The organism is Rhodococcus sp. OK611 (assembly GCF_003050885.1).
Classification (GTDB): domain Bacteria; phylum Actinomycetota; class Actinomycetes; order Mycobacteriales; family Mycobacteriaceae; genus Rhodococcus_G; species Rhodococcus_G oryzae.
In genome coordinates this window covers 1-1,558 of record NZ_QAOZ01000037.1, presented here as the reverse complement: position 1 = coordinate 1,558, position 1,558 = coordinate 1, and the positions used below count along the sequence as shown (strand labels likewise).

The window sequence follows — 1,558 nt, the reverse complement described above, 5'->3', positions numbered from 1 at the left end:
CTATGGTGACTGAACTCGCACGGAACGAGTGACCCCCCAACACACCGCGGGCCGCGGCAGTCCCGCTCACATCAAAAGGTTGTACCCATGACCACATCGATCCCGACCGCCCCACGGCAGCAGCTCTACATCGACGGTCAGTTCACCGACGGCAGCTCAGGGACGGCCGTCGACGTGATCAGCCCCGTCACCGGCCAGCACATCGCGACCCTGCCCACCCCCTCGACCGCCGACATCGACAAGGCCATCGACGCCGCACACCGCGCCCAGCGCGAATGGGCCAAGGTCGGCGTCTGGCAGCGCGCCGAAATCTGCCACCGCATCGGCGACGAGCTCGAAAAGCGCATCGACACCCTCGCCCGCCTGCAAACCCTCGAACAGGGCAAGCCGCTCGCCGAATCGATCGCCGACGTCACCGAAGCCGCCCAACTGTTCCACCTGCACGCCGAAGACGCCGTCCGCCTCCACGGCGAAACCCTGCCGTCCAACGACCAGGCCAAGCGGATGTTCACCTTCTACCGCCCCGTCGGCGTCTGGGCCATCATCACGCCCTGGAACTTCCCCCTGCTCATGCTCACCGAATTCGTCGCACCCGGCCTGGCCACCGGCAACGCCCACGTCGTCAAGCCCCCCACCCACACCTCACTGACCGTGCTCGCCGCCATGGAAGCCTTCGAAGCAGCAGGCCTACCCACCGGCCTGATCAACATCCTGCCCGGCGAAGGCACCACCGGCTCCGACCTCGTCGCCCACCCCGGCATCGACGCCATCGGCTTCATCGGCTCCTCCCAAACCGGCGCCAAAATCCAGGCCACCGCAGGCCTCAAGCGCTCGATCATGGAATGCTCCGGCAACGGACCGCTCATCGTCCTCGCCGACGCCAACATCGAAGCCGCCGCCAAAGCCGCCGCCGACGCCGCCTACTACTGCGCAGGCCAGGTCTGCTGCGCCACCGAACGCGCCCTCGTCCACGCCGACGTCCACGACCAATTCGTCGCCGCCCTCGTCGCCTACGCCGACACCATCAACCTCGGCAACCCCTTCGACCCCACCGTCAACCTCGGACCGGTCAACAACGAAGGCGTCGCCGCCAAAATGGACCGCCACATGGCCGACGCCCGCACCCGCGGCTTCGACATCCTCCACGGCGGCACCCGCCAAACCGGCCACCCCACCGACCTCTACTACAACTTCACCATCGTCGACGGCGTCACCCCCGACAGCCTCCTGAGCACCGAAGAATCCTTCGGCCCCGTCGTCCCCGTCATCACCGCCAACGACGACGACGAACTCCTCCGCCTCGCCAACGCCGACGCACTCGGCCTCCAAGCCGCCGTCTTCACCGAAAACCTCACCAAGGCCTACCGATTCATCGAAGAAATCGAAGCCGGCCAAGTCATCGTCAACGACAGCACCGGATTCTGGGACATCAACATGCCCTTCGGCGGAGCCGGCGGCAAAGGCACCGGCTGGGGCCGCATCGGCGGCAAACACACCCTCCTCGACATGTCCGACCTCCGCACCGGCGTCATCCACCTGGGCCGCTGACCCACAACAC

The 1,558-nt window shown here is 66.8% G+C and carries 1 protein-coding gene; it reads left to right on the top strand.

The genetic code is table 11. The features are described 5' to 3' along the window. Window positions 1–87 precede the first annotated feature (87 nt). The gene (locus C8K38_RS26740) at window positions 88–1,548 is read left to right on the top strand and encodes an aldehyde dehydrogenase family protein (protein ID WP_097214448.1); all 1,461 of its coding nucleotides are present in this window, start codon (window positions 88–90) and stop codon (window positions 1,546–1,548) included. Window positions 1,549–1,558 lie beyond the last annotated feature (10 nt).

Excerpts from the sequence above, each read along its gene's own strand:
- C8K38_RS26740 (WP_097214448.1), top strand. The coding sequence starts at position 88 with ATGACCACATCGATCCCGACCGCCCCACGGCAGCAGCTCTACATCGAC.